The 26,256-nt window shown below is 71.3% G+C and carries 19 protein-coding genes and 1 tRNA gene; 13 read left to right on the top strand and 7 right to left on the bottom strand.

Going from position 1 to position 26,256, the window contains the following annotated elements; all coding sequences use genetic code 11:
* Positions 1 to 198: 198 nt before the first annotated feature.
* From mfd to ACWGKT_RS04530, 3 genes are all read right to left on the bottom strand, one after another.
* Positions 199 to 3,750: a transcription-repair coupling factor gene (mfd, locus tag ACWGKT_RS04540; protein WP_453272438.1), complete on the bottom strand. Its 3,552-nt coding sequence runs from the start codon at positions 3,748 to 3,750 to the stop codon at positions 199 to 201.
* 259 nt (positions 3,751 to 4,009) lie between these two features.
* Positions 4,010 to 6,577 (bottom strand): ABC transporter permease, encoded by a 2,568-nt coding sequence (locus ACWGKT_RS04535; protein WP_453272437.1) that lies wholly within the window; start codon positions 6,575 to 6,577, stop codon positions 4,010 to 4,012.
* The gene (locus tag ACWGKT_RS04530; protein WP_453272436.1) at positions 6,574 to 7,362 is read right to left on the bottom strand and encodes an ABC transporter ATP-binding protein; all 789 of its coding nucleotides are present in this window, start codon (positions 7,360 to 7,362) and stop codon (positions 6,574 to 6,576) included. Before ACWGKT_RS04530 ends, ACWGKT_RS04535 begins: the two co-directional genes overlap by 4 nt.
* A gap of 406 nt (positions 7,363 to 7,768) precedes the next feature.
* Here ACWGKT_RS04530 and ACWGKT_RS04525 point away from each other — a divergent pair, with 406 nt between their 5' ends.
* The 3 genes from ACWGKT_RS04525 to ACWGKT_RS04515 all read left to right on the top strand — a co-directional run bounded on the left by ACWGKT_RS04525 (position 7,769) and on the right by ACWGKT_RS04515 (position 11,525).
* The gene (locus ACWGKT_RS04525; RefSeq protein WP_453272435.1) at positions 7,769 to 9,262 is read left to right on the top strand and encodes an MFS transporter; all 1,494 of its coding nucleotides are present in this window, start codon (positions 7,769 to 7,771) and stop codon (positions 9,260 to 9,262) included.
* A 236-nt stretch (positions 9,263 to 9,498) separates the two neighbouring features.
* Positions 9,499 to 9,909, top strand: a complete 411-nt coding sequence (locus ACWGKT_RS04520) for a DUF485 domain-containing protein (RefSeq protein WP_356144204.1) — start codon at positions 9,499 to 9,501, stop codon at positions 9,907 to 9,909.
* Positions 9,906 to 11,525, top strand: a complete 1,620-nt coding sequence (locus ACWGKT_RS04515; RefSeq protein WP_453272434.1) for a sodium/solute symporter — start codon at positions 9,906 to 9,908, stop codon at positions 11,523 to 11,525. The genes ACWGKT_RS04520 and ACWGKT_RS04515 overlap by 4 nt, the downstream gene beginning before the upstream one ends.
* A 104-nt stretch (positions 11,526 to 11,629) precedes the next feature.
* On the opposite strand, the gene ACWGKT_RS04510 is transcribed toward ACWGKT_RS04515, so the two are convergent.
* From ACWGKT_RS04510 to ACWGKT_RS04500, 3 genes are all read right to left on the bottom strand, one after another.
* Positions 11,630 to 12,517 carry a cellulose-binding protein gene (locus ACWGKT_RS04510; RefSeq protein ID WP_453272433.1) on the bottom strand — a complete coding sequence of 296 codons (888 nt, stop codon included), beginning with the start codon at positions 12,515 to 12,517 and terminating at the stop codon, positions 11,630 to 11,632.
* Positions 12,518 to 12,765: 248 nt separating this feature from the next.
* The gene (locus tag ACWGKT_RS04505) at positions 12,766 to 15,666 is read right to left on the bottom strand and encodes an SUKH-4 family immunity protein (protein WP_453272432.1); all 2,901 of its coding nucleotides are present in this window, start codon (positions 15,664 to 15,666) and stop codon (positions 12,766 to 12,768) included.
* Between the two features lie 8 nt (positions 15,667 to 15,674).
* Positions 15,675 to 16,670: an SMI1/KNR4 family protein gene (locus tag ACWGKT_RS04500; protein ID WP_356144198.1), complete on the bottom strand. Its 996-nt coding sequence runs from the start codon at positions 16,668 to 16,670 to the stop codon at positions 15,675 to 15,677.
* Positions 16,671 to 16,966: 296 nt separating this feature from the next.
* Here ACWGKT_RS04500 and ACWGKT_RS04495 point away from each other — a divergent pair, with 296 nt between their 5' ends.
* On the top strand, positions 16,967 to 17,509 hold the full coding sequence (locus tag ACWGKT_RS04495) for a YwqJ-related putative deaminase (protein ID WP_453272431.1): 543 nt from the start codon (positions 16,967 to 16,969) through the stop codon (positions 17,507 to 17,509).
* A gap of 169 nt (positions 17,510 to 17,678) precedes the next feature.
* A complete protein-coding gene (locus ACWGKT_RS04490) occupies positions 17,679 to 18,173 on the top strand; it encodes an SUKH-3 domain-containing protein (protein WP_356144194.1) in 495 nt (164 codons plus the stop codon).
* A 27-nt stretch (positions 18,174 to 18,200) separates the two neighbouring features.
* On the opposite strand, the gene ACWGKT_RS04485 is transcribed toward ACWGKT_RS04490, so the two are convergent.
* Positions 18,201 to 19,517, bottom strand: coding sequence for a sensor histidine kinase (locus tag ACWGKT_RS04485; RefSeq protein ID WP_453272430.1), 1,317 nt, complete (start codon positions 19,515 to 19,517; stop codon positions 18,201 to 18,203).
* 166 nt (positions 19,518 to 19,683) lie between these two features.
* Here ACWGKT_RS04485 and ACWGKT_RS04480 point away from each other — a divergent pair, with 166 nt between their 5' ends.
* The 8 genes from ACWGKT_RS04480 to ACWGKT_RS04445 all read left to right on the top strand — a co-directional run bounded on the left by ACWGKT_RS04480 (position 19,684) and on the right by ACWGKT_RS04445 (position 26,206).
* A complete protein-coding gene (locus ACWGKT_RS04480; protein ID WP_453272429.1) occupies positions 19,684 to 20,544 on the top strand; it encodes a hypothetical protein in 861 nt (286 codons plus the stop codon).
* A gap of 14 nt (positions 20,545 to 20,558) precedes the next feature.
* A tRNA-Gln gene (locus ACWGKT_RS04475) sits at positions 20,559 to 20,634 on the top strand.
* 123 nt (positions 20,635 to 20,757) lie between these two features.
* Positions 20,758 to 22,206, top strand: a complete 1,449-nt coding sequence (glmU, locus tag ACWGKT_RS04470; protein ID WP_453272428.1) for a bifunctional UDP-N-acetylglucosamine diphosphorylase/glucosamine-1-phosphate N-acetyltransferase GlmU — start codon at positions 20,758 to 20,760, stop codon at positions 22,204 to 22,206.
* A gap of 133 nt (positions 22,207 to 22,339) precedes the next feature.
* Positions 22,340 to 23,320, top strand: a complete 981-nt coding sequence (locus ACWGKT_RS04465; RefSeq protein ID WP_356144188.1) for a ribose-phosphate diphosphokinase — start codon at positions 22,340 to 22,342, stop codon at positions 23,318 to 23,320.
* A 205-nt stretch (positions 23,321 to 23,525) separates the two neighbouring features.
* Positions 23,526 to 24,122: a 50S ribosomal protein L25/general stress protein Ctc gene (locus ACWGKT_RS04460; protein ID WP_453272427.1), complete on the top strand. Its 597-nt coding sequence runs from the start codon at positions 23,526 to 23,528 to the stop codon at positions 24,120 to 24,122.
* A gap of 105 nt (positions 24,123 to 24,227) precedes the next feature.
* Entirely contained in the window at positions 24,228 to 24,830 is a 603-nt protein-coding gene (gene pth, locus ACWGKT_RS04455) for an aminoacyl-tRNA hydrolase (RefSeq protein ID WP_356144184.1), read from the top strand.
* Positions 24,831 to 24,883: 53 nt separating this feature from the next.
* Complete coding sequence (locus tag ACWGKT_RS04450) at positions 24,884 to 25,387, top strand: hypothetical protein (protein WP_453272491.1); 504 nt, start codon at positions 24,884 to 24,886, stop codon at positions 25,385 to 25,387.
* 123 nt (positions 25,388 to 25,510) lie between these two features.
* A complete protein-coding gene (locus ACWGKT_RS04445; RefSeq protein ID WP_453272426.1) occupies positions 25,511 to 26,206 on the top strand; it encodes an LPXTG cell wall anchor domain-containing protein in 696 nt (231 codons plus the stop codon).
* Positions 26,207 to 26,256: the final 50 nt, after the last annotated feature.

Below are 26,256 nucleotides of genomic sequence, written 5' to 3'. Positions count from 1 at the left end.
CGTGACTCCTCACCGGCATCGGATCGGTCGGCAACAGCTCACCATGTGACACGGACAGGACTGAGGTGTTTCGCACGCGGGCGGCCATGACGTCGGGACGGCGTCGGGCGGCCGGCCGGACGAGTGCCCCCGCCCGTGCCACACCCGAGCCGCCGCCCGCCCGTTCGCCCGGCGGGGCCCGCACGTCCTCGCCGTCGGCTACGACCCCAGGATCGACGCCAGGAACTCCCCGACCCAGCCGAGCAGTTCACGCCCGACCAGCGGCTTGCCGCCGACCTTCGCGGTCTTCGGGCGGGGCACCAGCACCTGGTGGACCGCCGGCTTGATGACCGTGCCCGGGTACAGCCGCTTGACGCGCAGTTCCTGCGACTCCCGCAACTCCACCGGGGCGAAGCGGATGTTGTTGCCCTGCAGCACGATCTCGCCGACGCCACACGCGCGCGCCAGCATGCGCAGGCCCGCGACGAGGAGCAGGTTCTCGACCGGTTCGGGCAGCTTTCCGTAGCGGTCGACGAGTTCCTCGCGGACGGCCTTGATGTCGTCCTCCGTGTTGGCGGAGGCGATGGCCCGGTAGGCCTGGAGGCGCAGTCGCTCGCCGGGCGCGTACTCGTGCGGGACGTGCGCGTCGACGGGGAGCTCGATCTTGACCTCCAGCGGCGGCTCCTCCTCGATCTCGCCGCTCTCCAGCTGGCGCCGGTAGTCCGCGACCGCCTCGCCGACCATGCGGACGTACAGGTCGAAGCCGACGCCCGCGATGTGGCCGGACTGCTCGCCGCCGAGCAGGTTTCCGGCGCCGCGGATCTCCAGGTCCTTCATCGCCACGTACATGCCCGCGCCCATCTCCGTGTGCTGGGCGATGGTCGCCAGGCGCTCGTGGGCCGTCTCCGTGAGGGGCTTCTCCGGCGGGTACAGGAAGTACGCGTAGCCGCGCTCGCGGCCACGGCCGACGCGTCCGCGCAGCTGGTGCAGCTGCGACAGGCCGAAGGTGTCGCCTCGTTCCACGATCAACGTGTTGGCGTTGGAGATGTCGATGCCGGACTCGACGATCGTCGTCGAGACGAGGACGTCGAACTTCTTCTCCCAGAAGTCGACGACCACCTGCTCCAGCGCGGACTCCGACATCTGGCCGTGGGCGGTGGCGATGCGCGCCTCGGGGACGATCTCGCGCAGCCGGGCGGCCGCGCGGTCGATCGACTCGACCCGGTTGTGAATGTAGAAGACCTGGCCCTCGCGCAGCAGTTCGCGGCGGATGGCCGCGCCGATCTGCCTCTCCTCGTACGGCCCGACGAAGGTGAGAACGGGGTGCCGCTCCTCCGGCGGGGTGGTGATCGTCGACATCTCGCGGATGCCGGTGACCGCCATCTCCAGGGTCCTGGGGATCGGGGTCGCGGACATGGTCAGGACGTCGACGTTCGCGCGGAGCTTCTTCAGCTGCTCCTTGTGCTCGACGCCGAAGCGCTGCTCCTCGTCGACGATGACCAGGCCGAGGTCCTTGAACTTCGTCTCCGAGGAGAACAGGCGGTGGGTGCCGATGACGACGTCCACCGAGCCCTCCTTGAGGCCCTCCAGGGCCGCCTTCGCCTCGGTGTCGGTCTGGAAGCGGGACAGGGCGCGCACGTTCACCGGGAACTGCGAGTACCGCTCGCTGAAGGTCCCGAAGTGCTGCTGCACCAGCAGCGTGGTCGGGACGAGGACGGCGACCTGCTTGCCGTCCTGGACGGCCTTGAAGGCGGCGCGCACCGCGATCTCGGTCTTGCCGTAGCCGACGTCGCCACAGATCAGGCGGTCCATCGGGACCGACTTCTCCATGTCCTCCTTGACCTCGGCGATGGTCGTCAGCTGGTCGGGGGTCTCGGCGTACGGGAAGGCGTCCTCCAGCTCCCGCTGCCAGGGGGTGTCGGCGCCGAAGGTGTGTCCGGGGGCCGCCATCCGCGCGCTGTAGAGCTTGATCAGGTCGGCGGCGATCTCCTTGACGGCCTTCTTGGCGCGCGCCTTGGTCTTCGTCCAGTCCGCGCCGCCGAGGCGGTGCAGGGTGGGCGCCTCGCCGCCGACGTACTTGGTGATCTGCTCCAGCTGGTCGGTCGGGATGTACAGCCGGTCGCCGGGCTGGCCGCGCTTGGCGGGGGCGTACTCGACGACGAGGTACTCGCGGGTGGCGCCCTGGACGGTGCGCTGCACCATCTCGATGTAGCGGCCGACGCCGTGCTGCTCGTGGACGATGTAGTCGCCCGCCTCCAGGCTGAGCGGGTCGATGGTCTTGCGGCGGCGGGCGGGCATGCGGGCGCCGTCCCGGCCGGCCGCCTTCTGGCCGGACAGGTCGGTCTCCGTCAGGACGGCGAGCTTGAGTGCCGGATCGACGAAGCCGTAGTCGATGGAGCCGCAGGAGACGTGCACGACGGAGGGGCTGAGCTCCCCCAGGTCGGCGTCGAGGCGGGCCGCGATGCCCTCGCCGCCGAGCACCTCGACCGTACGGGCCGCGGGGCCGTGGCCCTCGGTGACGAAGACCGTGCGCCAGCCGTCGGCCAGCCAGCCCTTGGTGTCGGCGAGGGCGCGCGCCGTGTCGCCGCGGTAGGTCTCGGGCGCGTGCATGCCGAGCTTGAGCGTGTCCGAGTCGCTCATCTCGTCGTCGGCGAAGGACTCGTCGGCGGCGAAGGGCGAGATGGACCACCACATCATGTCCAGCTCGCGCGCGCGGTCGCGGATGTCCGCGATGGACCACAGGGAGGCCGCGCCGACGTCGATGGGGGCCTCGCCGCCGCCCGCGGTGGCCGCCCAGGACGCCTGGAGGAACTCCTGGCTGGTGGCGACGAGGTCGGCGGCGCGCGTGCGCACCCGCTCCGGGTCGCAGACGAGTGCCATGGCGCCCTTGGGCAGCACGTCGAGCAGCAGCTCCATGTCGTCGACCAGGACCGGGGCCAGGGACTCCATGCCCTCGACCGCGATGCCCTCGGCGATCTTTCCGAGCAGTTCGCCGAGCTCCGGGTGCTGCTCGGCGAGGGCACGCGCACGCGTGCGGACGTCTTCCGTCAACAGAAGTTCACGGCAGGGCGGCGCCCACAGGCCGTGCTCGGCGACCTCCAGGGACCGCTGGTCGGCGACCTTGAAGTAGCGGATCTCCTCGACGTCGTCGCCCCAGAACTCGACGCGCAGGGGGTGTTCCTCGGTGGGCGGGAACACGTCCAGGATGCCGCCGCGCACGGCGAACTCGCCGCGCTTCTCCACCAGCTCGACCCGGGAGTAGGCGGCGCCCGCGAGGGCCTCCACGATGGCGTTCAGATCGGCGGTCTGCCCGGTCCTCAGGGCCACGGGTTCGAGATCGCCGAGCCCCTTGACCTGCGGCTGCAGCACGGAACGTACGGGTGCGACGACGACGGAGACCGGGCCGGTCTCGGGGTCGTCGGTGCTGGGGTGGGCCAGTCTGCGCAGCACGGCGAGGCGGCGGCCGACGGTGTCGCTGCGCGGGCTGAGCCGCTCGTGCGGGAGCGTCTCCCAGGAGGGGTACTCCACGACGGACGCCGGGGGCAGCAGCGAGCGCAGGGCGGCGGCCAGGTCCTCGGCCTCGCGTCCCGTCGCCGTCACCGCCAGCACCGGGTGGCCGGGCTCGCGGGCCAGGGCGGCGACCGCGAAGGGGCGGGCCGCCGGGGGGCCGACCAGGTCGACGTGCATGCGGTTGCCGTCCGCGGCCGCCTTGATCGCTTCCGCGAGGGCGGCGTCCTTGGCTACGGCGTCGAGCAGACCGTGCAGGCTCATGGAGGGGGCTTTCGTCCGGGGGGTGGGCAACACGAATGACCCGACGCGAGTCGCGGCCGGGGGGTCTCCAGCGTACGACGCCGCGCCCGCCGGTGCCGGGGGCTGTGGATAACGCCGGTTCTCTTGTGGCGCGGGTGGGTGTGCCGCTCACCCATGAAAAACGGACCCGGTGCCGGGAAGTCCCTCAGGACTCCCCGGCACCGGGTTCTCCCCCGCAACCCCCGTATGCGGTGGTCTGGCGTCGGCTCAGCCCGTGCGGCTAGTCCGTCGCGATCGCGCTCAGTACGTTCATCCGCCCCGCCCTGAACGCCGGGATCAGTGCCGCGAACAGCCCCACGAAGGCCGAGCCGACGAAGACTCCGATGATCGTCGGCCAGGGGATCTCCAGGACGTTCAGGCCCTCCAGGGCGAGGAGCCGCTGGGCGGTCGCTCCCCAGCCCATGCCCAGGCCGAGGCCGAGGAGGGCGCCGAAGAGGGCGATGACCACCGACTCCAGGCGGATCATGCGGCGCAGCTGGCGGCGGGAGAGGCCGATGGCCCGCATCAGGCCGATCTCCCTCGTCCGCTCGACCACCGACAGGGCCAGGGTGTTCACCACGCCGAGGACCGCGACGATGATCGCCAGGGCGAGCAGGCCGTAGACCATGTTCAGGAGCTGGCCGATCTGGTCCTTCAGTTCCTGCTTGTAGTCGGTCTGGTCCCTGACCTCGTACTGCGGCCACTTCTTCAGTGACGCCTTCAGAGCCGCGTAGGCCTGCTTCTCCTGGCCGTCCTTGGCCTTGGCGAACATGATCACGTTCGGCGGGACCTGGCTCTTCGGGACGTACTTCTCCATGGTCGCCATGCTCATGTAGCGCGCGCCCTTGTCGAGCGCGGTGTCGTCGTCCGTGATCGCGGCGACCTTGAGCTTCGCGGTGCGGCCGTGCTTGAAGGCGACGGTGATGGTGTCGCCGACGTGCACGCCGTGCTTCTTGGCGTAGTCGGAGCCGACCGCCATGGCGTCCGTGCCGTAGGCGTTCTTCAGGGTGCCCTCGGTGGTGGTGCGGCGCAGGTCGTCGGCGTACGACGGGTCCGCGGCCGTGACCCCCTTGTCGTCGGCCTTGCCGTCGGGCGAGGTCAGCGTGGCGTCGACCTCCTTGTAGTTGGTGACGTGGGCCAGGCCCGGCGTCCGCTCCATCGCGTGCTGGGCCTGCGGGAAGATCCGCTGGTGGCCCTGGACGATGAAGTCCGCGCCGACCGACTTGTCCAGCTCGTTCGTGGCGGAGGCGACCATGGAGGAGCCGACCACCGACAGGCAGGCGACCAGCGCCAGGCCGATCATCAGGGCGGCGCCCGTGGCCCCCGTACGGCGCGGGTTGCGCAGGGCGTTGCGCTCGGCCATCCGGCCGACCGGGCCGAAGGCCCGCAGCAGGACCGCGCTGATCACCCGGACCACCCCGCCCGCCAGCAGCGGGCCGATGATCACGAAGCCGATCAGGGAGAGGACGATGCCGGCGCCGAGGACGAGCGAACCGTCCTTCGCCTTGTCCGCCGTGGCCGCCGCGTACAGCGCCGCGGTGCCGGCGCCGGTGAGGACCAGGCCGATCAGGCCCCGTATCCAGCCCGCCCTGCCGTCGGCGGGCGTACCGGACTCGCGCAGCGCGGCCATCGGGGAGACCTTGCCGGCGCGGCGGGCCGGCAGATAGGCGGCGAGGACGGTGACGATCACGCCGAGGACCAGGCCGACCACGGGGGTGGTCGCCTTGACCGTCAGGTCCCGGGTCGACAGGTCCATGCCCATCGAGCTCATGATCTTCATCAGGCCGACGGCGATGCCGACACCGGCGCCGACGCCGAGGATCGAGCCGACGAAGCCGAGCAGCAGCGCCTCGACCAGCACCGAGCGGTTGACCTGCTTGCGGGAGGAGCCGATCGCCCGCATCAGGCCGATCTCGCGGGTGCGCTGGGCGACCAGCATCGAGAAGGTGTTGACGATCAGGAAAATGCCGACCAGGAACGCGATGCCGGCGAAGCCGAGCATGGCGTACTTGATGACGTTCATGAACTGGCCGATGCCCTTGCGGTTCTCGTCGGCGTTCTCCTTGGCGGTCTGGTACTTGTACGTGCCCGCGCCGAGCGTCCGGGTGACGTTCTGCTTGAGCCGCACGTCGGAGACGCCTGCCGAGGCGGTGACGTTGATCTGCGTGAACCGGCCGGTGGCGCCGAGCAGTTCGCGCTGGGCGGTGGCGGTGTCGAAGTAGACGACCGCGGCGCCGGGGTTGGTCACCTTGAAGGTGGCGATGCCGACGATCTTCGCCTTGAGGTCGCCGGTCTGCGCGATGGTGCGCAGCTCGTCGCCCAGCTTGAGGTCGTGCTTGTCGGCGGTGTCGGCGTCGACCATCACCTCGGTCGGCCCGCGCGGGGCGTGCCCTGAGGTGATCTCCATCGTCCGCAGGTCGTTCCGGGTCCAGTTGCCGGCGATGGTGGGTGCGCCGTTGCTGGAGCCCATGTTGTCGTTGTGGCTGTTGACAACGGTCACGTTCAGGGAACTGACCGCACCCTCGGCCGACTTCACGCCGTCGGCCGACTTCACCTGCTCCACGGCGGACGCGGGCAGCGACAGCGGCACGCCGTTCTGCGGGGTGTCGTCGTTCGACGCGCCCTTGGGCGAGACGGTGACGTTGGAGGCGGTCAGCGAGAACAGCTTGTCGAACGTCGTGTTCATGGTGTCGGTGAACACCAGCGTGCCGCAGACGAACGCCACCGACAGCAGCACCGCGATCGCCGACAGCGCCATGCGTCCCTTGTGCGCGAAGAAGTTGCGCATCGACGTCTTCAGGACGGTCATGACGTACGTCCCCGGGCGTCGAAGTCCTTCATGCGGTCCAGGACCTGGTCGGCCGTCGGCTGGTGCATCTCGTCGACGATGCGGCCGTCGGCGAGGTACAGCACCCGGTCCGCGTAGGAGGCGGCCACCGGGTCGTGGGTGACCATCACGATGGTCTGGCCCAGCTCGTCGACGGAGCGGCGCAGGAAGCCCAGCACCTCGGCGCCCGCGCGCGAGTCGAGGTTTCCGGTGGGCTCGTCACCGAAGATGATCTCCGGGCGGGCGGCCAGGGCGCGGGCCACGGCGACCCGCTGCTGCTGGCCGCCGGACAGCTGGGTCGGCCGGTGCTTGAGCCGTCCGGCCAGGCCCACGGTCTCCACGACCCGGTCCAGCCAGGGCTTGTCGGGCTTGCGGCCCGCGATGTCCATCGGCAGGGTGATGTTCTCCAGCGCGTTCAGCGTGGGCAGCAGGTTGAACGCCTGGAAGATGAACCCGATCCGGTCCCGGCGCAGCTGGGTGAGCTTCTTGTCCTTCAGGCCGGTGATCTCGGTCTCGTCCAGGTAGATCTGGCCGCTGCTCACCGTGTCGAGTCCGGCGAGGCAGTGCATCAGGGTGGACTTGCCGGACCCCGAGGGGCCCATGATCGCGGTGAACTGGCCGCGGGCGATGTCCACGTCGACGTGGTCGAGGGCGACGACACGGGTCTCCCCGGATCCGTACGCCTTGACGACCTGCCGGGCCCGCGCGGCAACGGCCGTAGGCCCTCCAGTACCCCCGTGCCTGGGAATGGTCACAGCCGATGTCACGGTAAGTCTCCTATATCGGTCGGTCGATGGGCGGCGCGGAGTGCCGCGTCGTCGTGCGGATCGGTACGTCGATGAGTCTCGTGGCCGGCGGGGGTTCGGCGCGCTGGTGCGAAGCCCCGTCTTGTGCGGGGGAAAACCCCACCCCCGCCGGTTCGGTCAGCCGCCCCCCAGCGGCGTAAAGCCAGGTTAAGGACAACCCGGGGTCCGGCTCGTCCTCCGGCGGTACGAACCCTCCCCGATCCGGATTACGGAGCTTCCCCTAGGGGCGGTCCACCGCGAGGTGGAGTCGTCCTAGGGGTCGGCTCCACCCTCCGGCCCAGTCAGGTTCCACCCTCCCGTGGCGTCATGGTCAAGTGGGAAGCTGTCGTCCGGCAGATAGGTGCAGGGGGCACGGGGAGGGATGAGGGTGGGAAGTACGAGGCCGGCGACACGGGACAGCACTCGACGCAACGCGGCTTCCCGGCGGGGGGCGGTAGTCGCGGCCCTGATGCTCGCGATGGCACTGGCCGCGCTCGACGCCACCATCGTCTCCACGGCCGTACCGCAGATCGTCGGCGATCTCGGCGGGTTCTCGGTCTTCTCCTGGCTGTTCTCCGGCTATCTGCTCGCCGTCACGGTCACGCTGCCCGTGTACGGGAAGCTGTCCGACACCTTCGGCCGCAAACCGGTGCTGGTGGCGGGCGCGGCCGTGTTCCTGCTCGGCTCGGTGCTGTGCGCGGCCGCCTGGAACATGGGGGCGCTGATCGCGTTCCGGGTGGTGCAGGGGCTGGGCGGCGGGGCGCTGCAGGGCACGGTGCAGACCCTCGCGGCCGACCTGTACCCGCTCGAGGAGCGGCCGAAGATCCAGTCCAAGCTGTCCACGGTGTGGGCGGTGTCGGCGGTGGCCGGCCCGGGGCTGGGCGGGGTGCTGGCGGCGTACGCGGACTGGCGCTGGATCTTCCTCATCAACCTGCCCATAGGGTCGGCGGCGCTGTGGCTGATCGTGCGTCATCTGCACGAACCGGCACGCACGCCCCGCGCGCGGGTGCGGGTGGACTGGGCGGGCGCGCTGGCGGTGTTCGCCTGCGGTGGCGTGCTGCTCACCGCGTTGGTGCAGGGCGGAGTGGCCTGGCCGTGGCTGTCCGCGCCGTCGCTCGCGCTGTTCGCCCTCGGGCTCGCACTGATAGCGGTCGTGGTGTGGGTGGAGCGACGGGCGCCGGAGCCGATCATTCCGGGCTGGGTGTGGCGGCGCCGTACGATCGCGGCGGTCAACCTGGCGCTGGGCGCGCTCGGCCTGCTGATGGTGGCGCCCTCGGTGTTCCTGCCGACGTACGCGCAGTCGGTGCTCGGCCTCGCCCCCATGGCGGCCGGGTTCGTCCTGTCCGTCTGGACGCTCAGCTGGCCGGTGTCGGCCGCGCTCAGCCAACACGTGTACCGGCGCATCGGCTTTCGCAACACGGCGATGCTCGGCATCGGCACCGCCGCGCTGATCCTGTTCGCGTTCCCGTTCCTGCCGTATCCGGGCGCGGCCTGGCAGCCGGCGCTGCTGATGCTGCTGCTGGGCGGCGCGCTGGGCCTGTTCCAGCTGCCGCTGATGGTCGGGGTCCAGTCGACGGTGGAGTGGGAGGAGCGCGGCACGACTACGGCCTCGGTGCTGTTCTGCCGGCAGACCGGGCAGACCGTCGGCGCCTCCCTGTTCGGCGCCGTCGCCAACGGGGTGCTGGCCGCACGGCTGGGCGACGCCGGCGATCTGGACTCCGTCACGCGCGCGTTGGACGCCGGTACGGCCCCGGAGGCGACCCGGCACGCCATCGCCGACGCCGTGCACGCGGTGTATCTGGGGGCGGCGGGCGCGGCGGCGCTGGCGTTCCTGGTGCTGCTGTTCCTGGCGCCGCGGCGCTTCCCCGTCCTCAAGGACTGAAGCCTTCAGCGGCGGGGCGACCGAAACAGCTTCCCGTCCCCGCGGGCGGAAAAAATCTGAGTCAACGCGGGTAACGCCCAGGGTCTGCGCCCCAGTCGTGGAGAAAGCGCATACCGACCGTCCAGTTCGCAGAAAAGGGCGCGCGCCCTGGATACCTGCGAGTAACGTGCATGGCTCCCACCCCCCATCTCCCTGCGGTCCGCCGCCACGGACCCGAGCCACGCAAGGAGCACGGGATGTCCCACGACCCGTACCCGCAGCCCCCGGAGTACCACACCTACCCCTGGCAGCCGGCACCCCCCACACCACCCCGGCCCCGCCCCCGACCCCGCCACGAATCGCTCGGCCACCACAGCGACCTGCGGATCCTGCGCGGCGCCTACCGCTGGCAGCGACGCACCGCCACGCTCACCGCTCTCGGCTACTTCACCCTGTTCCTCGTCCTGTCGGCGTTCGCGCCCGACTTCATGACGAGCCCGCTCGCCGACGGGATCCCCGCGGGCCTGCTCCTCGCCCTCCTCCAACTGCCCGTCACCTGTCTGGCGATCGCGCTGTACGAGTACACCGCGCGCCGCCATGTCGACCCGCTCGCGGACCGCATCCGCAAGCAGGCGGACGTGGACGCCAGGCGGGGGGCCGCGCGATGAGTGGGTTCACGGGCTTCAGCGGCTCGGCGCAGGCCATGTCCCTGGTCGCGTTCTCGGCCGTCGCCACCATCACCCTGCTGCTGTGCGTCATGACCGGCCCCGACCGCGACGACCTCGACGAGTTCTACACCGGCTACGGCTCCCTGTCCCCCATGCGCAACGGCCTCGCCATCGCGGGCGACTACATCTCGGCGGCCTCCGTCCTCGGTACCGGCGGCGTCATCGCGCTGTGCGGCTACGACGGCATCGTGCTCGCCCTGAGTACGGCCCTGTCGCTGATGCTGCTGATGTTCCTGCTGGCCGAACCCCTGCGCAACGCGGGCCGGTTCACCATGGGCGACGCGCTGGCCCGCCGCCTGCCCGGCCGTGGCGTCCGCGTCGCGACGTGCGCGGTGACCATCGCCGCGCTGCTGCCGCTGATGCTGGTGCAACTCGCCGGCGCCGGTCAGCTGATGGCGTTCATCCTCGGCTTCTCCAGCGAGTCCCTGAAGACGGGCTGTGTGATCGGGCTGGGCGCGCTGATGATCAGCTACGCCGCGATCGGCGGCATGAAGGGCACCGCCCTCATCCAGATCCTGAAGATCGTCATGCTGCTCGGCTCGGGCGCCCTGGTCGCCGTCCTGATCCTGCGCCGCTTCGCCTGGGACGCGGGCGCCCTGTTCGACGCGGCGGCGCGGCAGAGCGGGGCCGGGGACGCCTTCCTGCACTCGGGCCTGCAGTTCGCGGGCGGGGCCAGCCCCCGCCTGGACATGATCACGTCCGAGCTGACGATCGTCCTGGGCGGCGCCTGCCTGCCGCACATCACCATGCGCATGTACACCGCCTCCAGCGCCCGCCAGGTGCGCCGCTCACTGTCCTGGGCGGTGTCCAGCGTGGCCCTGTTCGTGCTGGTCATCACGGTCGTCGGGTTCGGCGCGACGGCGCTGATCGGCCGTGCGGCGATCGCCGCGGCCGACCCGCAGGGCAACACCGCCTACCTGCTGGGGTCCCGGGCCGCGTTCGGACCGGACGTGTCGACCGGCGAGACGTTCCTGTTCACCACGGTCACCACGGCCATCTTCCTGACCCTGCTGGCGTCCGTCGCCGGGATGATCCTCGCCTGCGCCAACTCCCTGGCCCACGACGTGTTCGCGGCCTACGCGCGTGACATGACGGCCCGCCGCGAGATGAGCCTGGCCCGGCTCTCGGCCCTGACGATCGGCGTTCCGGCGATCCTCCTGGCGACCCTGGTCCAGCACCGCAGCCTGCAGCCCCTGGTCACCCTCTCGTTCTGCCTCGGTGCCTCCGCCCTCGCCCCCGCCCTGGTCTACGGCCTCTTCTGGCGCCGCTACACCCGAACGGGCCTGATCTGCACCCTGATCGGCGGCTCGCTCACCGTGCTGCTGCTGATGCCGGGCACGAACCTGGTCTCCGGCTCGCCCGTCGCGGCCTTCCCCGACGCCGACTTCAACTGGTTCCCGTTCACCACGACCGGCATCGTCTCGATCCCGGCGGGCTTCGCCTTCGGCTGGCTGGGCACGGCGGTCTCCGGCCGGCGCAAGGCGGAGGAACAGCGCCGCCAGTACGAGGCGGTGGAGGGGTGGATCCTGGCGGGGGCGGTACGCAGGGGGAATTGAGCGGACGGGACGCGTACCGCCGGTGCGGGCGTGGGCGGGTGGGCGCGGGCACGGGTGCGAGTGGGCGCCGTGCTCCTTCGCGCCCACCCCGCGCGCCGACGGCTCTATTCGGCCGGTGCGCGCCCCGTCAGTGCCGTCAGGCTCTTGCGCACATGGTCCATGTGCGCCCGCACCTCGTCCCACTGCTCACCGTGTTCGCGCAGCACCCGCTGCGTGTCGCTCGCGATCCGGCCCTCCTGCATACGGGCCTCGGTGAGAATCTCGCCGGCACGCGCACGTGCCGCGTGCTGACACCGCCGCGACCACTCCTCCGCCTGCTCGACGGAGCGCTTCGCCTCGGCGAGCTCGGCCTCGGCCCGGGCCAGGCGCTCGGCCTGCTCCGCGTCGAACGCCTCGGCCCGCCCGACCGCCTCGCGCTTGGCCTCGGCCCAGCGCTCGGCGTGTTCCTTGGCCAACTCGCCGAGCATGGCCGAAGTCCGATCCCGCACCTCGCGCAGCGCCGCGAGGGCCTCGGCGCGTCGCTCCTTCACCTCCCGGCGCGCACCGATCCGCAGATCGTCGGCCTCGGCGCCGGCCGCGAGGAGCCGCTGACGGGAGCGTTCCTCGGCCTCCGCGCAGAGCTCGTCCGCGTACTCCTGTGCCGCCTGGCGCACGCTCAGCGCGCGCGCTTCCGCCTGCGCGACCTCTTCCTGCGTCTCGCGCCGCACGGACTCCCGTACGAGCGTGGCTTCCTCCACCACGAGCTGGAACAAGCGCTGGGCGCGCTCGCCGAGCGTCTCGTACGTCTGCGGAGCGAGCTGCGCGACCGTCTCGCGCAGCTGTTCCAGCTCCGCCTCCATGTCCTTGGCGAGGACGGTCAGCCGCGCCGCGCGTTCCCACGCGGCGTCGCGGTCCCGCGCGAGCGCGGCCGCGTAGGCGTCGACCTGCTCGGGGCGGTAGCCGCGCCCCCGGACGGTCTCGAACCCGTGCGGCATCTCCGATGCGCTGCTCACCGTGGGAACCCCTCTCCGCCCGACACGCACGAAATGATTATTTCGCGCACATCTTGATGGATCAGACGTAACGGTTCATAACGCGACACTCCGCCAGAAGTCACGGTCGATGTGTTTTCCGCCCTCCCGGCAGCGGATTCGGGCCGTCATGCCCGGCCCGGCACGGCATAAGCAGAGGGCCGGGTCCGGTCGACCGACCGGACCCGGCCCCAAGACCGGTCACCTGACGCGTGGCTGCCGAAGGCGGACTACAGCAGCCCGTCCCACATCTGCTCCAGCAGCACCGACCACCAGCTCTCCGGCGAGCCCAGCGCCGCCGGGTCGAGCGAGGCGAGCTGCCCCTGGAAGTCGACGGTCCAGCGGCCCGCCTGCTCCTGGTTCAGACCGAACCGCAGCCGCCACATCCGGCCCAGCAGGGCCAGGCAGCGCGCGAACTCCGGCAGACCGGTGTTCACGAACTGCGGCGGTACGGGCGCACCGCCCGGCCCCGCCTCGACGGGAACGGCGACGATGTTGGCGGTGCCGTACTGCACACAGATCGCCTTGCCGAAGTCGGTGCCCATCACGAGGTACGAGCCCGCGTCCGAGGCGGGCTGCACCCCGCGCTCCTGCGCCAGCTCGGCCAGCGTCGGCACCGGACGGCCCGGCTGGGCCTGCGCCCAGAAGAACGGACCCATGTCCAGCGGCAGTCCCGCCACCACCAGCGTGTGCGCCACGACCGGCGGCACGCCCTGCCGGGACACCGCCGCCTGCTCGAACCGGAACACGCCCGGCCCGAACGCCGCCGCCAGCTCCTGCGCGATGCCCTCCGGCGGGATCGGCGGCGCCGGCGGCACCTGCGGCACCGGCACCCGCACCGGCGCCGGCCGTGCGGGACCGTCCGCCACCTGGTGCAGCTCGCCCTGGTGCGCCAACAACTGCTGCATGCCCTGCTGCCGGCTCGCGTGGTCGGTGCCGTACGGCGCGATGCTCGTGATCCGCGCCTGCGGCCACTGCTCCCGGATCATCCGCGCGCAGTAGGCGCCGGGCAGCGCGCACGACTCCAGCTCCGTGTGCAGCTCCAGCACCTTGTCCGGCGGCACGTTCATGCCACGCAGCTCGTGGAAGATCTGCCACTCCGGGTGCGGGGTGCCCGGCGCCGAACGCCGGATCAGCTGCTGCTCGGAACCGTCCTGCGCGCGGTAGCGCAGCACCGCCTGATAGCCCGGGCCGACCGTCGGCTGCCCCGGCTGCGGGTAGCCGTAGGCCGGGGGCTGCTGACCGGGCACGGGCTGCCCGGGCGGCGGCATGGCTCCCGGCGGCACCGCTCCCGGCGCCATCGCACCGGGCGGCATCGGCTGCGGGGCACCGGGCGCCATGGGTTGCGGGGCACCCGGCGCCATCGGCTGCGGCGCGCCGGGGTGCATGCCGGGAGCGCCCGGGGCCCCGGGCATGCCGGGAGCCGGCGGCGGGGGTGCTCCGGGGCCGGCCACCGGGGGCCCGGACAGCACGGTCTCGGCGTGGTGCACGGCACCTCGCCCGCCCCCGGGAGCGCCCTGCCCGCCGGGAGCGCCCGGCATACCGGGGGCGGCCGGGGGCTGGGGTGCGCCGTAGGCGTTCGGAGGCGGCGGGGTGCCAGGGGCGCCAGGGCCGGCCGGGGTCGGAGGCATGCCCGGGGCGCCCGGAGGCTGCGGCGCGCCCACCCGGCCGGGGTCGGCGAACATCGTCTCCGCGTAGTGCACGTTGCCGGACGGCGTTCCGCCCGGCGCGCCCGGCGCCTGCGCGGCACCCGGACCACCCGGGCCCTCGGGCCCGTCCGGACCGAGCGACGACACGAGCTGCGTCGGCACGTACGCACCGCCCGACGCACCCGGAGCACCGGGAGTACCCGGCGCTCCCGGCGGCGGAGGGGTGCTGCCCGGCCGCGCACCCGGCGCACCGGGGACACCCGGCGGCGGAGGCGGCGCGCCCACCCCGCGGCGCGGCGGCGGCGCGGCCTTGCTCGTCGCGGCGTCCGCGATCTCCCCGGCGTTGGGCGCGAGCGCCCGTCCCGGCGCGCCCGGACCGGCCGGGGGCTGCGGCGCCTCCGGGGCGCCGTCCGGCGCCTGCGGATAGCCGTAACCAGGGGCGCCCGGCGGCACAGTGCCCGGCCCGGCGGGAGCGCCGGGGCCCTGCGGGTACGCGTAGGACGGCGCACCGGGCGCAGGCGTGCCGCCCTGCGGAGCGCCGGGCGCGGGCGGCGGAGGCGGCGTGGCCGGAGCCGCCGGGCCGTTCGGGTGGCCGTACGACGACGCGCCCGGCGGAGGCGGAGGCGTACTGCCGCTCGGCGCGCCCGGTGTGAAGCCCTGCCCGCCCGGCGCGTTCGGGGTACCGAGCGCCGGTGAGACCGCCGTGGGCGGCAAGTGGCTGCCACCCGACATCAGCGCGGTCTTGGCGTCCGCCGGCGTCCCGTCGTCGGAACCGCTCAGCGGCGGCGCGAACACCGTCGCGGGCAGCGGAACGGAACGGTCCTCACCGGCCTCGGCGTTGGTGTCCGTACCGGCCCAAGGCGTCGCCCCCGGAGGCACGTTCGGCGCACCCGGCGCACCAGGTGCGCCCTGCGCCGCGTCACGAGGCCCGGCGACCGCACCCGCGCCCGCCTCGCCGCCACCGGCGGACGGCCACGACGCACCACTGCCACCCGGCGCACCCGAGAGCGCGTCGGAAGACTCGCCCGCCCCGGCCGCAGTCCGTGCCGCCGGGACCCCGGCCTGCGTCTCGGGAAGCCCCCCGCCCCCCGAGGACCGCCGGTCCGGAATCCCCAGCTTGTCCGCCGCCTCCTGCAACCACTCCGGCGGCGACAGCAGGAACGACGTCTGATTCAGATCCACCCGCGCCGCGGGCGCCGGCGCGGCGTCCGCGACCTCGTCCTCCCGGCCGTACTCCTCCTCGTACCGGCGGATCACCTCGCCCACCGGCAGCGCCGGCCACAGCGTCGCCTCACCGCTGTCGCGGGCGATCACGAGCCGCTGCGCACCCGCGTCCGAACGCGGGCCCTCCGCACGGTCCTCGCCCCACACCACGAACCCGAGGTCGAACTCCCGCACCCGCACCTCACGATGCTGGTACGCGGGCACATCCCCGTTGATCCACTCTTCCGCGCGCTCCTGCGCCTGCGCGAACGTCACCATCGCTCAGCTCACTCCCCCACCGACACGGAAGAGACGGGCACGGCATGCGCGAAACCGCCGTCCACCATCAGGTTCGCCACCGTCTCCAGCTCCGGCGGACTGCCGGCCAGCCGCGACAGGAACACGTCGAAGTCGTCACCGCACGGCAGCAGCAACCGCTCCACCCGTTCCGCCGGCGGCATCGCGGGATCCACGTCCCGCGCGTCGTCGTAGGCGCAGAAGTACACCGAGCCGATCCGCTCGCCCTTCACCTTCACCGCCAGCAACCCGCCCTGCACGAAGGCCACACCGAGGTAGTCCTTCGTCAGATGGTCACGCAGGCACTTGTTGACGTACACCAGGTCATTGACCGCCGCCTCGTCCCGCACCGTGAAGAACGGCTGGTCCACCAGCAGGCCCAACTCCGCGTCCAGCGCCGTGCCCACCGGGGCACACCCGCCCGCCGCCTTCAAAAACGAGCGGTACGAGCCCGGCAACCGGTAGCCGAGATCCTCCTCGACCCCCTGCACCTGCTGCTCCGTCACCGCCACACCCGACTTCGGCAGCCCGAAGTGGGCCGGCCGCGTCTCCTGCAACGGCCGCGTCCCACGCTTGCCGTGGTCCACCCGCGCCGTCGCCACACCACCGTGATGCCGCAGCAAGGCCTTCACCTCGACCGGAACCAGCTCCAGTCGCCGCGAACCCACCACGTGATGCCACGTCCAGCCGTGCGGCGTCGCCACCGCCGGCACCGTGTCCCACAACTCGTGCCCCGACGCCGCCAGCGCGGCGTTCGCCGACACGTAGTCCGTCAGCCGCAGCTCGTCGACGCCGAAACCCTCCGGCGGATCGGCGATCTCCGCGGCCGCGCGCGCGTACGTGGAGAAGTCGGGGTAACCGTGCTCGTCGACACGTACCCCTCTCGGGTGACGTGCCGCCCGGACCGGATCCGGGAAATGCACGACCTGCCCGGCGTAGGCCGCGTTCGGCGGCGCGGCTTGCTGCCCGAGCCGACCTGTCGTCATGGCGGTTGCCCCCTGCGGCACTCTGTACGGATCGTAGTGACCACTTCTGGGCGCCCTACGACCCGTATCGACTGTCTCTCCCACGTCTCTGACGCGTTCACCGCACGCATCGCGGTGCCGACAGCCTATGCGGTACGCGGACACCGGTCACCGGGCCTCCGCTTCCGTGACCAGCCGTCACCCCGCCGTGACAGCCTGCCCAAACCCGGGCGTGTCGCACCGCCCCAGCTTCCGCACCAGCCACGGCATTTGGCACTCTGTGTCCTTCGGGGGGATGCCCGGGAGGGATGATGACCATGAACGTGACGCAAACGGGACCGCATACGGACACCCGCACCACCAGCCCGCCCAGCACCGGTTCGGGCGACCCGCGCATCGGCTGGAGCGCCACCGAAGCGCCCCACGCGCCCGCTCTCCTGCACCGCCGCGACGGCATCCTCCCCACCGTCGCCGCCGCCCTCTCCGTCCGCGGCGCCACCCTCACCGGCACCGCCGCCCGCGGCGACCAGCCGCCGGCCCTGCACCACCTCGTCCAGGACTTCCTCGACACCCTCACCAGCGCCCAACGCGACCGCTTCACCGGCCGCTGCGCCGAGACCATCCTCATCTCCCGCCACATCGCCGCCGCCGACGCCGCCCGCAGCAGGCGCTCGGCCCGCAAGCCGATGACCAACGGCGAAGCCCGCAAGGCCCTCAAGCAGGCCAAGCTCACCGCCCGCCGCATACGCGAGGACGGCGACCCCCTCCACGGCAGCTTCGCCGCCCCCTGCCGCGCCTGCGCCGCCCTCAGCGCGCACTTCGGCGTCCGCATCGTCGACCCGACGGCGACCGACGGCTGATTCCCCCGCGGCAGCAGAGGCACCGGCCGCCCCACCCACCCCCAGTCAGCGACGCGCCGCGGGACCGGCGCGCCACCAGCACGACCCGCCGCTCGACACGACGCACCACTCAGCACGACGCACCACCAGCACCACGCACCACCCCCGAACCTCGACGAACGAAGGGCAGATGCACGCCGACCGCGCCTCCTCCACCCGATTCGCCGTGCCCGTCGACGCCGCCCTGCGCGCCGCCGGCTGGCAGCCCGGCCGCTGGGACATAAAACAGGCCGAATACTGGGCCGACGCGCTGCGCGACCACGCCTCACCCGCCGGACACCGGCACACCGTCTTCCCCGCCGCCGTCGAGGCCTGGGCCGAATTCGGCAACCTCCACATCAGCCCCACCGGGCCCGGCCGCCAGGTGGCCCCCGCCACCCTCCACCTCGACCCCCTGCACGGCCTGCACCTCGCCCGCACCCTCGGCGACCTCGGCCGCGCCCTCGACACCGAGGTCTGTCCCCTCGGCGCAGAGACCGACACCCACGCGTTCCTCGCCATCGACGCCGAAGGCCGCGTCTACACCCTCGACCACACCGGCGACTGGTACCTCGGCCCCGACATCGACCACGCGCTGTCCGCACTCATCGCCGGAATAGAGCCGGTACGGCTGACGGCCGGCTGACCACCGGCCCGCCCGCGCGGCGCCCGGTCACACCGCCGGAATCACCGCCGACACCCGGAAACCACCCGCGTCCGTCGGCCCCGACACGAACACACCGCCCAGCGCGACGACGCGCTCCCGCATCCCCACCAGACCATTGCCGCCCGAAGGCAATCGCGCCGCCGCCGCCGACCCCGGCTCCGGCGGCGGCTCGTTCTCCACCTGCATCGCGATCTCCGACATCCGGTGCGCCAGCCGCACATGCGTCTTCGCACCCGCCGCGTGCTTGTGGACGTTGGTCAGCGCCTCCTGGACCACCCGGTACGCCGTCTGCTCGATCTGACGCGCGTACGACCGGATCTCCCCCTCCACCGACAGGTCCACGACCATCCCCGCGGCCGCCGACTGCCCGATCAGCTCGTCCAGCTCGGACAGGTACGGCCCCTCGGCCGCCCCCTCCTCCTCGACGGCCCGGGACACCGCCACCGCCGCGACCACACCCAGCGCGGCCGACGGCACCGGCGCCTGACGCCGCGCCGCGCCGCCATCACCCGAACGAAGCACCCCGAGCATCTCCCGCAGCTCGGTCAACGCCTGCCGGCCCATGTCCCCGACCAGCGCCGCGTTCCTCACCGCCTTGTCGGGATCCTTCCGCGCCACCGCCTGCAACGCCGCCGCGTGCACCACCATCAGGCTCACCCGGTGCGCGACCACGTCGTGCATCTCGCGCGCGATCCGCGTCCGCTCCTCGCCCCGCGCCCACTCCGCGCGCTCCTCCGCCCGCTCCGCGAGCAGCTGAAGCTCCCGCTCAAGACTGTCGGCACGCTCCCTGAGGCTCTCCATCAGCCGGCGCCGGGCGCCCACGTACAGACCGAGCAGGACAGGAGGGGCCGTCAGACCCAGCGACGTGGTGATGGAGGCGAACGGCACGAACCAGTCGCCCAGCGTCAGATCACCCCGGGCCATGTCCTGCCGCACCCGAACGAACGTCACGATCATCGTCCCGAGCAGCGACATGCCCGCCAGCGCCACGATGATCCGGCGCGGCAGCTCCGCCGCGGCCAGGGTGTACAGGCCGACGATGCCCATCAGGAAGCCCATCTGGGCCGGCGTGATCGCGATCGCGACGAGCACCACGGCGATCGGCCACTTGCGGCGCAGCAGCAGCACCGAGCCGGCCAGCAGACCGAACACGATCCCCACCGACACCGGTATGCCCGCGTCCTTGGCGAACGGGATGCCCTCCGCGCCGCACTCCAATGCCGACACCAGCGCGAGACTCCCGTCGAGTACCGCGCTGCGCCACCTCGCCCACCACCACGGGCCGGTCAGGCCCGTGACGCGGTCTTCCCCCGTCGTGGTCATGCATCCAGCCTACGGGCGCCCGGGGGCGCTTTTCCGGTGAGTTTCACCTACTGGCCTACACCACACTCCGTAATCGAATAACAACGAAACTCCCCGGAATCCCTCGAACTGCTGAACCACACCCACTCAACACCGGAACCCCACATTCCGGCCGGACGGTATGCGTATGGCACATTCACCTGGCAAGTACGCGAACTTCGAGGCCCTGCGCGAACAGGCACTCGCCCTGCGCCGCGCGGGCCACAGCCTCCGGCAGATCCGCGACGAACTGAAGATCTTCAACAACGACCTCCTCCACCAACTGGTGAAGGGGGAACCACCACCGGAGTGGACGAAGCGGCCGAACGCGAAGGACGACCTGCGGGAGAAGGCGCGGGAGCTGCGGCTGCGGGGCTGGACGTACGACCAGATCGAGGCGGAGCTGGGGTGCTCGAAGAGTTCGATCTCCTTGTGGGTGCGGGACCTCCCCCGACCCGCACCCCGCTACACGCCGGAAGAGCAACGCGCACTCATGAACGAGGGGCTCGCGAGGCGCCGCGCGGCGGAGAACGAGGAACGCGGCAGGACCAGGCTCGCGGCCAACCGCGAGATCGGCGAGATGACGGACCGCGAACTGTTCATGACAGGAGTGGCGCTGTACTGGGCCGAGGGCGCGAACAGCAAACCGTACGACCGGCGGGAGCGGGTCGTCTTCGTCAACAGCGATCCCGGGGTGATCCAGACCTACCTCGCGTGGCTCGACCTTCTCGACGTGGACCGGGAACGCCTGGGCTTCCGACTGCTCATTCACGAGTCGGCGGATGTCGAAGTGGCGCACCGCCACTGGGCGGAGATCGCCGACATCGACGTCTCGGTCTTCGCGAAGCCGACGCTGAAGAAGCACAACCCGAAGACGGTGCGCAAGAACACCGGCGACGACTACCACGGCTGCCTGGTCGTCACCGTGGCGCGCAGCGCCCACCTGTACAACCGCATCGAGGGCTGGTGGAACGGAATCGTGCTCCAGGCTCAGGCACGTCTCCGGTAAGGTCTGAGGCGCTGTCCCCCGTGGTGTAACTGGCAGCACACTGGTTTTTGGTACCAGCAGGACAAGGTTCGAATCCTTGCGGGGGAGCCACGGCGCACAAGACTCCGGTTCGGGCCCTGACTTATAGCAGTCGGGGCCCACTCCCATGTCCCCCGCGAAACGCCCCGGTATCCTGCGGATGTCCCCACCCGTCCACAGCCGAAGGGCAACTCCGTGAGCGTCATTCGCCCGGCAGCCGTCGTCGTTCTCGCAGCGGGTGAGGGCACCCGTATGAAGTCGGCCACACCGAAGGTGCTGCATCACATCTGCGGCCGTTCCCTGGTGGGCCATGTGCTCGCGGCCGCGCGCGAGTTGGACCCCAAGAACCTGGTCGTCGTGGTGGGACACGCCCGCGAGAAGGTCACCGAGCACCTGACCGGCACCGACCCGCACGTCCGTACGGCCGTGCAGGCGGAGCAGAACGGCACCGGGCACGCCGTACGGATGGCCCTGGAGGAGCTCGGCGGGACCGTCGACGGCACCGTGGTCGTCGTGTGCGGAGACACTCCCCTCCTCACCGGTGAGACGCTGAAGCGGCTCGCCACCACTCACCAGACGGACGGCAACGCCGTCACCGTGCTCACCGCCGAGGTCCCGGACGCCACCGGCTACGGCCGCATCGTGCGCGACGACGCCTCCGGCGCGGTCACCGCGATCATCGAGCACAAGGACGCCAGCGACGCGCAGCGCGCGATCCGGGAGATCAACTCCGGGGTCTTCGCCTTCGACGGGCAGCTGCTCGCCGACGCCCTGGGCAAGGTTCGGACGGACAACAGCCAGGGCGAGGAGTACCTGACCGACGTGCTCGGGATCCTGCGCGAGGCCGGGCACCGGGTCGGGGCGTCGGTCGCCGGGGACCACCGGGAGATCGCGGGGATCAACAACCGCGTGCAGCTGGCTCAGGCCCGCCGGATCCTGAACGACCGGCTGCTGGAGCGCGCCATGCTGGCCGGCGTGACGATCGTGGACCCGGCGACGACGTGGGTCGACGTGACGGTCTCGTTCGAGCAGGACGCGGTCGTTCACCCGGGTACGCAGCTGCACGGCACGACGCGCGTCGGCGAGGGCGCGGAGGTCGGCCCCAACTGCCGGCTCACGGACACGCAGGTGGGTGCGGGGGCGCGGGTGGACAACACCGTCGCCGACCGGGCGCAGGTGGGTCCGGGGGCGAGTGTGGGGCCGTTCGCGTATCTGCGGCCGGGTACGCGTCTGGGGCCGAAGTCGAAGGTGGGTACGTACGTCGAGACGAAGAACTCGTCGATCGGCGAGGGGACGAAGATCCCGCACCTGTCCTACGTCGGTGACGCGACCATCGGTGAGTACACGAACATCGGTGCCGCGAGTGTGTTCGTCAACTACGACGGGCAGGACAAACACCACACGACGGTGGGCTCGCACTGCCGGACCGGTTCGGACAATATGTTTGTGGCTCCTGTCACGGTCGGGGACGGTGCGTACACCGCCGCCGGCTCTGTGATCACGAAGGATGTGCCGCCCGGTTCGCTGGCCGTGGCCCGTGGTCAGCAGCGGAATATCGAGGGTTGGGTGGCTCGCAAGCGTCCGGGGAGCGCGGCGGCGAAGGCTGCGGAGGCGGCCTCGCGGCAGGGCGAGGGCGAGGACTGACCGGAATCGGGTGCGCCGAACACGGCGTACCGTGATAAGTGCACACCCGCACCCCACCAGCTGAGACGGCCTCTCACGCCCAGCCGAGAGGTCGCTGGACACCCAGCTGTGACACCTCTGAGGAGACAGTGCTGTGACCGGGATCAAGACGACCGGCGAGAAGAAGATGATGTTCTTCTCCGGCCGCGCCCACCCCGAGCTTGCCGAGGAGGTCGCCCAGCAGCTGGGTGTCGGGGTCGTCCCGACGAAGGCCTTCGACTTCGCCAATGGCGAGATCTACGTGCGGTACCAGGAGTCGGCGCGTGGTGCGGACTGCTTCCTGATCCAGAGCCACACGGCTCCGATCAACAAGTGGATCATGGAGCAGCTGATCATGATCGACGCGCTGAAGCGCGCGTCGGCGCGTTCCATCACGGTGATCGTGCCGTTCTACGGTTACGCCCGGCAGGACAAGAAGCACCGTGGACGTGAACCCATTTCGGCGCGTCTGGTCGCGGACCTGATGAAGACGGCGGGTGCGGACCGGATCCTGACCATGGATCTGCACACGGATCAGATCCAGGGCTTCTTCGACGGTCCGGTGGACCACCTGTTCGCGCTGCCGCTGCTGGCGGACTACGTGGGCCGGAAGGTGGACCGGGAGAAGCTGACGGTCGTGTCGCCGGACGCGGGTCGTGTGCGGGTGGCGGACCGGTGGTGTGACCGGCTGGGTGCGCCGCTGGCGATCGTGCACAAGCGGCGCGACAAGGACGTGGCGAACCAGGTGACGGTCCACGAGGTCGTGGGTGAGGTCAAGGGCCGGGTGTGTGTCCTGGTCGACGACATGATCGACACGGGTGGGACGATCTGCGCGGCGGCGGAGGCGCTGTTCGCGCACGGTGCGGAGGACGTCATCGTGACGGCGACGCACGGTGTGCTGTCGGGTCCGGCGGCGGACCGGCTGAAGAACTCCCGGGTGGGTGAGTTCGTGTTCACGAACACGCTGCCGACGCCGGGTGAGCTGAGCCGTGAGCTGGACAAGATCACGGTGCTGTCGATCGCGCCGACGATCGCGAGCGCGGTGCGTGAGGTGTTCGAGGACGGTTCGGTGACGAGCCTCTTCGACGAGCAGTGAGGTTTCTGCACTAGCGGATCCCGCGGCCTCTGAAGATCCTTTTGGGTCCGGCCTCCCCTCCGAGTAGACTGCTGCAGTTGCTCGGCGAGGGAGGCCGTTCCCGTTCTCAACGGGGTACGGCGATCCGTTATCGACGCGCTCTTCGTAGCAGGCCGTTCGTGGCCGGGTGACCACGTTCGTTCCCTATGTACTACGAGGAGTGATCATGTCCGAGGTCAAGATCTCCGCCGAGACCCGTACCGAGTTCGGCAAGGGTGCCGCCCGTCGTATCCGCCGTGACTCGAAGGTCCCCGGCGTTCTGTACGGCCACGGCTCGGACCCGCTGCACCTGACCCTTCCGGGCCACGACCTGCTGCTGGCGCTGCGTACGCCGAACGTCCTGATCTCCCTGGACATCGACGGCAAGTCCAACGAGCTGGCGATCCCGAAGTCCGTGCAGCGCGACCCGATCAAGGGCTTCCTGGAGCACGTCGACCTGCAGCTGGTCAAGCGCGGCGAGAAGGTCACGGTCGAGATCCCGGTGCACGCCGAGGGTGAGCTGGCCGCCGGTGGCAACCTGCTGGAGCACGTCCTGAACGCGCTGCCGGTCGAGGCCGAGGCCACGCACATCCCCGAGGGCCTGACGGTGTCCGTCGAGGGTCTGGAGGCCGGTGCCTCGGTCCTGGCCAAGGACATCACCCTGCCGTCCGGTGTCACGCTGGCCGTCGACGACGACGCCGTCGTCCTGCAGGTCCTGGCCGCGCAGGCCGAGGAGGCCGTCGAGGGCGAGGCCGCCGAGGGCGAAGAGGTCGCCGAGGCCTGATCCTCGCCGTCGTCGTTCTGTCAGCCGCTGTTCCCGTCGGGGACGGCGGCTGGCGTGTATCAAGAAGACGTACCGGCGCGTATCGTCGGCACGTATCGAGGAGACATGGACGTGAGCACCCCCGCCAATGCCCCGTGGCTGATCGTAGGCCTGGGTAATCCCGGACCCGAGTACGCGATGAACCGGCACAACGTCGGGTTCATGGTGGCCGATCTGCTGGCCGAGCGGATCGGGGGGAAGTTCAAGCGCGCCGGGAAGGCGCAGGCACAGGTTCTGGAGGGGCGGATCGGTCCGCCCGGGCCGGCGAACCGCCGTGTCGTCCTGGCCAAGCCGATGTCGTACATGAACCTGTCGGGCGGCCCGGTCAACGCGCTGCGGGACTTCTACAAGGTGCCGCTCGCGAACATCGTGGCGGTGCACGACGAGCTGGACATCGACTACGGGATCCTGCGGCTGAAGCTGGGCGGCGGGGACAACGGGCACAACGGGCTGAAGTCGATGACGAAGGCGATGGGGCCGGACTATCACCGGGTGCGGTTCGGGATCGGGCGTCCGCCGGGCCGTATGCAGGTGGCCGATTTCGTGCTGAAGGACTTCGCGTCGGCGGAGCGCAAGGAGCTGGACTACTTCGTGGACCGGGCGGCGGACGCGGTGGAGTGTCTGGTGATCGAGGGGCTGGAGCGGGCGCAAAGCTCGTACAACTCCTGACTTGTCCGCCCGGTGGACCCGGCCGGAGTTGACCGGGCGTGCGGGCATGGCCAATGATCCCGGCCATGCCTGCCTCAGCCATCTCCTCCCGTCAGGCCTCGGCCGCCGCGCTGCGGTTCGGGCAGCTCGCGGCGATGGGTACGGTCGCCGTTCTGATCCTGATCGCGGGTGTGTTCGGTTCCTGGTCGACGGCGCAGCACGTGATGCTGACGAAGGGCCGCGAGCGCGGCACGATCGAGGTGACGCGGTGCGGGAAGGACACCTGCACGGGGCCGTTCACGCCGCTGTCCGACGGGGCGGGGGCGCGGCGGCAGGTCGTCATCGAGAAGACGGTGGCGGTGCGGCGGGGGCAGACGTACACGGTCGTGATCAAGCCCGGTACCGATGAGGTCGTCCGTTCGGGTCCGGCCGGGGTGCTGTACGCGTGGGTGCCGTTCGGCGGGGCGCTGTTGCTGGCGTCGGTGGTCGTCGCGGGCGGGCTGCGGCGGACGCGGGCGGCGTGGGTGCTGGCGGGGGCCGGGGCCGTGTTGCTGACGGCGGCGTTCGCGGTGATCTGAGCCCTGTGGGCCTGGTGGAATCCGAGTGTTGTGTGTTCGTGATTGACCGCGGGTCAGTCGGGGCTGGAAGCTGAGCCGCCCCCTCCACATCTTCCCGTCCGTAACTCGAAGATGGACTGCCCCATGCGAACCCTCACTCGCGCCGGCGCCCTGTGCGCCGTCTCGGCGGCCGCGCTGTTCGCCGCCCCTTCCGCCTACGCCACCGCTCCGGGTGACAACGGCACAGTGAAGATCCACGATGCGAAGACGGGCGAGGAGTTGCGCCGCAACGAACCGCACGTCTGCACGTTCTACCTGGACGCCTTCGGCTTCGACGGCGTGCAGAAGGTCGACTGGCACATCGAGGCGTGGGCTCCCACGGCCGCCCCGAAGGGCGAGACCGTGAAGTCCGGAGCCATCACCCTGGACGGCGAGGGACACGGCCGGACCCAGGACCTGTCGCTGCCCGACGGCCACTACAAGCTGTTCTGGAACTTCGACGGCGAGAAGGGCGCGGCCAAGCACAAGGTGTTCTGGACGGACTGCACCGACTCGGAGGGCGGCGGTACGACGCCGTCCGCGTCCCCGAGTTCGTCCGCCAGTCAGCCGACGAGCCCGTCCGGTTCCGCGTCCCCGAGCGCGTCCCCCAGCGAGTCGGCGGGCGGAAGCGAGTCGACGGCGCCGGCCGCGTCGTCGTCGCCCTCCGCGCCGGGCGGTGGCTCGGGCGGTCTGGCCGAGACGGGCAACGGCGCCCCGGTGGGGCTGCTGTCGGGTGTCGCGGCCGCGCTGGTCGGCGCGGGCGGCTACCTGGCGTTCCGGCGCCGCAAGGTCCAGGGCTGACAGACGAACGGTGCCCCCGTGCCGCGTACACGGCACGGGGGCACCGTCAT

This window comes from Streptomyces sp. NPDC054794, from assembly GCF_053611585.1.
The sequence above is the reverse complement of the archived record's forward strand: the minus strand, read 5'-3'. Positions and strand labels throughout refer to the sequence as shown.